The organism is Frankia sp. AiPs1 (assembly GCF_023716945.1).
Classification (GTDB): domain Bacteria; phylum Actinomycetota; class Actinomycetes; order Frankiales; family Frankiaceae; genus Frankia.
The window spans coordinates 1-4859 of record NZ_JAMQQF010000462.1 but is presented as its reverse complement, the minus strand read 5'-3'; the positions used below and the strand labels follow the sequence as shown (position 1 = coordinate 4859).

Annotated in this window: 2 protein-coding genes and 1 pseudogene; 2 read left to right on the top strand and 1 reads right to left on the bottom strand. The window is 73.7% G+C overall.

From position 1 onward, the window contains the following. Positions 1-855, top strand: a pseudogene (locus ND748_RS25290) (hypothetical protein); the annotation flags it as partial. Between the two features lie 10 nt (positions 856-865). Next, on the top strand, positions 866-4450 hold the full coding sequence (locus tag ND748_RS25285; protein WP_251748536.1) for an AAA family ATPase: 3585 nt from the start codon (positions 866-868) through the stop codon (positions 4448-4450). Positions 4451-4455: 5 nt separating this feature from the next. Here ND748_RS25285 and ND748_RS25280 read toward each other — a convergent pair. Next, positions 4456-4859 (bottom strand): RICIN domain-containing protein (locus tag ND748_RS25280; RefSeq protein ID WP_251748535.1); only part of this gene is annotated, 404 nt, incomplete at its 5' end.

The following is a 4859-nucleotide window of genomic DNA, read 5'->3' as shown; positions in this document are numbered from 1 at the left end:
GGCCTGTGGCGCGCCTGGCGGGTGCCGGCGGCGGGGTCGTCGTGGCCGGCGCCGAAGCGGGTGTTCGTCGTCACGGCCGAATCGCGCTCGGACCCGGCGGCCGCCCTGGCATCCCGGCTGCAGGCCGCGCTGCTGGCCGCCGGGGAGTCCGCACCGCAGGTGGAGGTGTGCACGGCGGGCGAGCAACCACCTCCCTACCAACGACTCGCCCAGCTCTCGGGCGCCCTGCTGTGGGCACGTGCACCCGCCGGCGAGGTGTCGGTGGCCCGGGTGTTCGACGAGGTCGACCCGGTCGCCGGCCCCCGCTTCGCCGCGGACCGGCCGCGGATCGACGACGCGGGGCGTCGCGACCACCTGCTTCTCTACCTGGACGCCGGCATGCCAGTCCTCGACACGCCGGCGTTGATGTCCGACATCCTCGACCCGGCCCGCGGCGAGGTGGTGCCCCTGACGTTTCGCACGGACGGTCGGTGGGTGTGGACCGACACGACCAGCTACTACCTGGACGAGCACGCCATCGCCCCGGACCCGGACCTGGTCCGGCACGTCGCCGAGGTCCGTGGTCCAGGGCTCGGCCAGTCGCTGCCGACGGGCGGGTCGCTGCCGGTGGACCAGTCGCTGCCGGTGGACGGGTCGTTGCTGGTGGACGGGTCGTTGCTGGTGGACGGGTCGTTGCTGGTGGACGGGGTGTTGCCGGTCGACGAGGTGGCTCTGCACCGGGTGCTCGCCTACCTGCTGAACCCGCGGCAGGACGCCGACGAGGTGTGGGTCGTGCCGCAGATGGGAGTGGCCCTCCTGGACGAGGAGTCCGTCGCCTCCGTCGACGCGACGTCACCCGCCCCGAGAACGCTCTAGGAGGCCCGTGGTGACCGCAGCCGTCCTGTCCGTCTCCGCCACCGACGCCGAGTGTGTGACCGCGATCGGGCGCGCGCTCGTCGCGGCCGGTCCTGGGGACACCGTCGCGGTCCGGCCGGGGGTGTACCGGGAGTCGCTCGTCTTCACCCGCGACGTCGTTCTGGTCGCGGAGGAGGGGCCGGGCAGCGTCGTGATCGAGGTGCCGACCGGATCGGCCCTGCTGGTCGCGGGGGGAAAGATCCGGCTGCGGGACCTGACCGTGCGCGGGGGTGACGACAAGTTGCCGATGGTGCAGGCGGCGGGCGGGCTGCTGGCGATCGACAACTGCCAGCTCGAGGCCACGGCGGCGGCGGCCCTCCACGTGCGCGGGGGACGGGTCCGGCTGCGCGCCGGGCGGATCGGCAACGCGCACGGTCCCGGGGTGGTGGTCGACGCCGGCGCCGCCGAGTTCACCGAGGTGGGCGTGGAGGCCAGCGGCGGACCCGCCCTCGTGGTGGCGGACGCCGCGGCGCCGACGTTCCGGCAGTGCACCTTCACGGGCCTCGACGGGTTCGGCGTCGTGGCGACCGGGACCGGGGCGCCGCTGATCGAGGCCTCCCGGATCAGCTCGGCGAGCAGCGCCGCCGTCCTCGTCCAGCAGGCCAGCCGGCTGCGGCTGGTCGACACCCGGATCGACGGCGGTCAGGTCGGCCTCTACGTCGCCGACCGGGCCCAGCCCACCCTCGAACGGTGCCGGCTGGGGGAGGTGACCGGCCACGGCGTGATCACCGTGGATCAGGCCGCGCCGATCCTCACCGAGTGCCTGATCGAGAAGCCGGCCGGCCACGGGCTGCACGCCACCGGCCGCTCGGCCGCCGAGCTGCGGCACTGCGTCGTGCGGGCCAGCGGCGCGGCCGGAGTGGTAGCCGACGAGGCGGCCCGGCCGGTCCTCACCGGCGGGGAGGTCGCCGACTGCGGCGACGTCGGCGTCCTGCTGCTCGGTGAGTCGGCCGCCCAGCTCCGCGGTGTCCGCATCCACGGCAGCCCGATCGGGGTGTCGATCGAGGGCTCGGCGGCGCCGCTGCTCGGCGGACTCGACCTCGGCGACGTCGCCTACGGGCTGCACGCCGCCGGCGGTGCCGGCCGGTTCGAGGACGGCCGCGTGCGTGGTGCCAGCCGGGCCGGGGTGCGGCTGGCGGGCGCGGCCACGACCGAGCTGCACAACTCCACGCTGACGCAGTGCCGGATCGGCATCGAGATCACCGCGGCGGCGCGGCCCTCGGTCACCGGCGTCGAGGTCGACGGCGCCCGCGACGCCGGCATTCTGGTCCGCGACGCCGCCCACCCGACCCTGTCCCGCATCCGCGTGCACGGCACGGCCGGCCCGGGGCTCGTGCTCGAACCCGGCACGCAGGCGACGCTGTCCGACGCCGAACTCGTCGGCAACGCCGGGCCCGGGGTGCTGGTGGAGACGAACAGGCCGGTCGTCATCCAGGGCGGCGTGATCCGCGGCAACGGCGGGGAGGCGGTGCGGACCGCGACGCCGACCACGGAGCTGCGCATCGACGGCGTCGAGACCGGTCACAACAACGTCGAGCTCCCCGCGCCGCCCCCGGCCCGCGTGGCCGACCCCGCGCCCCAGCTCCCGCATGACGCCTCGGATCGGGCCGCCGCCGACTGGGCGCCCGCGGACCCCGGCGCCGCCGATCGGGATGCCGACGCCGCCTCACGGTGGGCACCGCGCTCGGCGGACCGGCCGCATTCCCCCGCGGGGGGTGACCCGACCCGGATGCCGGACCCCTCCCCGCCGTCCGCGTCGGGCAACCCCGCGGGCTCACCGCCTCCCGCCGCGCCGCAGGAGGATCCGGGCGGTCCGATCGCCGTCCAGCGGGAGCATTCCCGCCCGGACCCGGGCTCCGTCGGCGGTGGGCCGGCCGCCGACCCGCCGGGCCCGAACCCGGTGACCGCGCTGCTGGCGGAGCTGGACGCGCTGGTCGGCCTGGATGGCGTCAAACGGGAGGTGGCCACTCTCGTCGGGCTGCACCAGGTGGCGAAGCGGCGCCAGGAGGCCAGGCTGCACGCGCCGCCGATGTCGCGGCATCTCGTCTTCGCCGGGCCGCCGGGAACCGGTAAGACGACCATCGCGCGGCTGTTCGGGAAGATCCTGGCCGCCCTCGGGGTGCTGCCCGGCGGGCAGATGGTGGAGGTCGCCCGCGCCGATCTCGTCGCGGAGCACGTCGGCGGGACGGCGGTGAAGACCACCGCCAAGTTCGAGTCGGCGCTCGGCGGCGTGCTGTTCATCGACGAGGCGTACACCCTGTCGCCGACGGACGGCGGCGGGCACGACTTCGGCCGGGAGTCCATCGACACGCTGGTGAAGCTGATGGAGGACCGGCGCGACGAGCTCGTCGTGGTGGTCGCCGGCTACTCACCGCAGATGCGCACCTTCCTCGCCGCCAACCCGGGCCTGGCGTCGCGCTTCTCCAAGACCATCGAGTTCGAGAGCTACTCCAGCACCGAGCTGGTCACCATCGTCGAGCGGCTCTGCCGCAAGCACCACTACGCGTTGGAGTACGAGACCCAGGAGGCCCTGCGCCGGCATTTCGACACCCTGCCGCGGACGGAGACCTTCGGCAACGCCCGGGCGGCGCGCCAGGTGTTCGAGGAGATGCTGGGCCGCCAGGCGTACCGGCTGGCCACCACGCCGGACGCCCCCGAGCTGGAACTTGCCCGGCTGCTGCCGGAGGACCTGGCGGAGACCGCCGCCCGCGGTCGGGACGCGGTGGCGGGCCAGCGTCAGGTGGTCGACGCCCTGATGCAGCGGCTCGACGCGATGATCGGCCTGGACGAGGTCAAGCGCGAGGTCGCCGACCTGGTCGATCTCATCGCCTCGGCCAAGGCCCGCGCGGAGGCCGGGCTGCCGGCGCCGTCGATGTCCCGGCACCTGGTCTTCGCCGGGCCGCCCGGGACCGGGAAGACCACCGTGGCCCGGCTCTACGGCGAGCTGCTGGCCGCGATGGGCGTCCTGCGCACCGGGCAGATGGTCGAGGTGTCCCGCGCCGACCTGGTCGGGCAGTACGTCGGCCACACCGCGGTGAAGACGACGGAGGTGTTCAACTCCGCCCGCGGCGGCATCCTGTTCATCGACGAGGCGTACGCCCTGTCCTCCTCCGGCGGCCAGGGCAACGACTTCGGCCGGGAGGCGATCGACACGCTGGTGAAGCTGATGGAGGATCACCGGGACGAGATCGTCGTCATCGCCGCCGGCTACACCGGTGACATGAAGCAGTTCCTGGCGAGCAACGCGGGGCTGGCGTCCAGGTTCAGCCATCAGGTCCGGTTCGCCTCCTACTCGGCGGACGAGCTGGTGGCGATCTTCGAGAATCTCGCCCGGGCCGGCGGCTACGAGCCGCACGGTGGCACCCTGCAGGTCCTGCGCAAGCACTTCGACACGCTGCGCCGGGACGAGACGTTCGGCAACGGCCGCTACGCCCGCCAGCTCCTGGACAAGGCCGTCACCCGGCAGGCGAGCCGGTTGCGCAAGATGCCCGATCCGACCGTGGACGACCTGCAGAACCTTCTCCCCGGCGACGTGACGGCGGCCCTGGCTCGTTAGCTCCGCTAGTTGCGGGACCAGTGCTGGAAGTTCCCTCCGTTGCAGTCCTGGGTGTAGACACCTCCCTGCCCGTTGCTGTCGAGGCACTCCCCGGTGGCGACGTTGGTGAACTGATAACCGAACGAGTTGGTCGCGACGCTCCAGGCCAGGCTCGCCTGACCGGCGCAGGCCGCGGTGTACACCGAGCCCTGGTACTTGGTGCCGTCCGACCCGATGTTCGACCTGGCCCCTTCGCACAGGCCGGTCGCGAGGTCCTTGAGCTGGTATCCGCCACTCGCCTGCACCAGCTTCCACCGCTGGTAGTCGCCGCCGTTGCAGACCTTCGTGTAGGCCGCCCCGGAGGCGTCGCTGTCCAGGCACAGACTGGTCGAGACGTTGGCGAACGTCCAGGACGTCTGCGGCGCCGGCG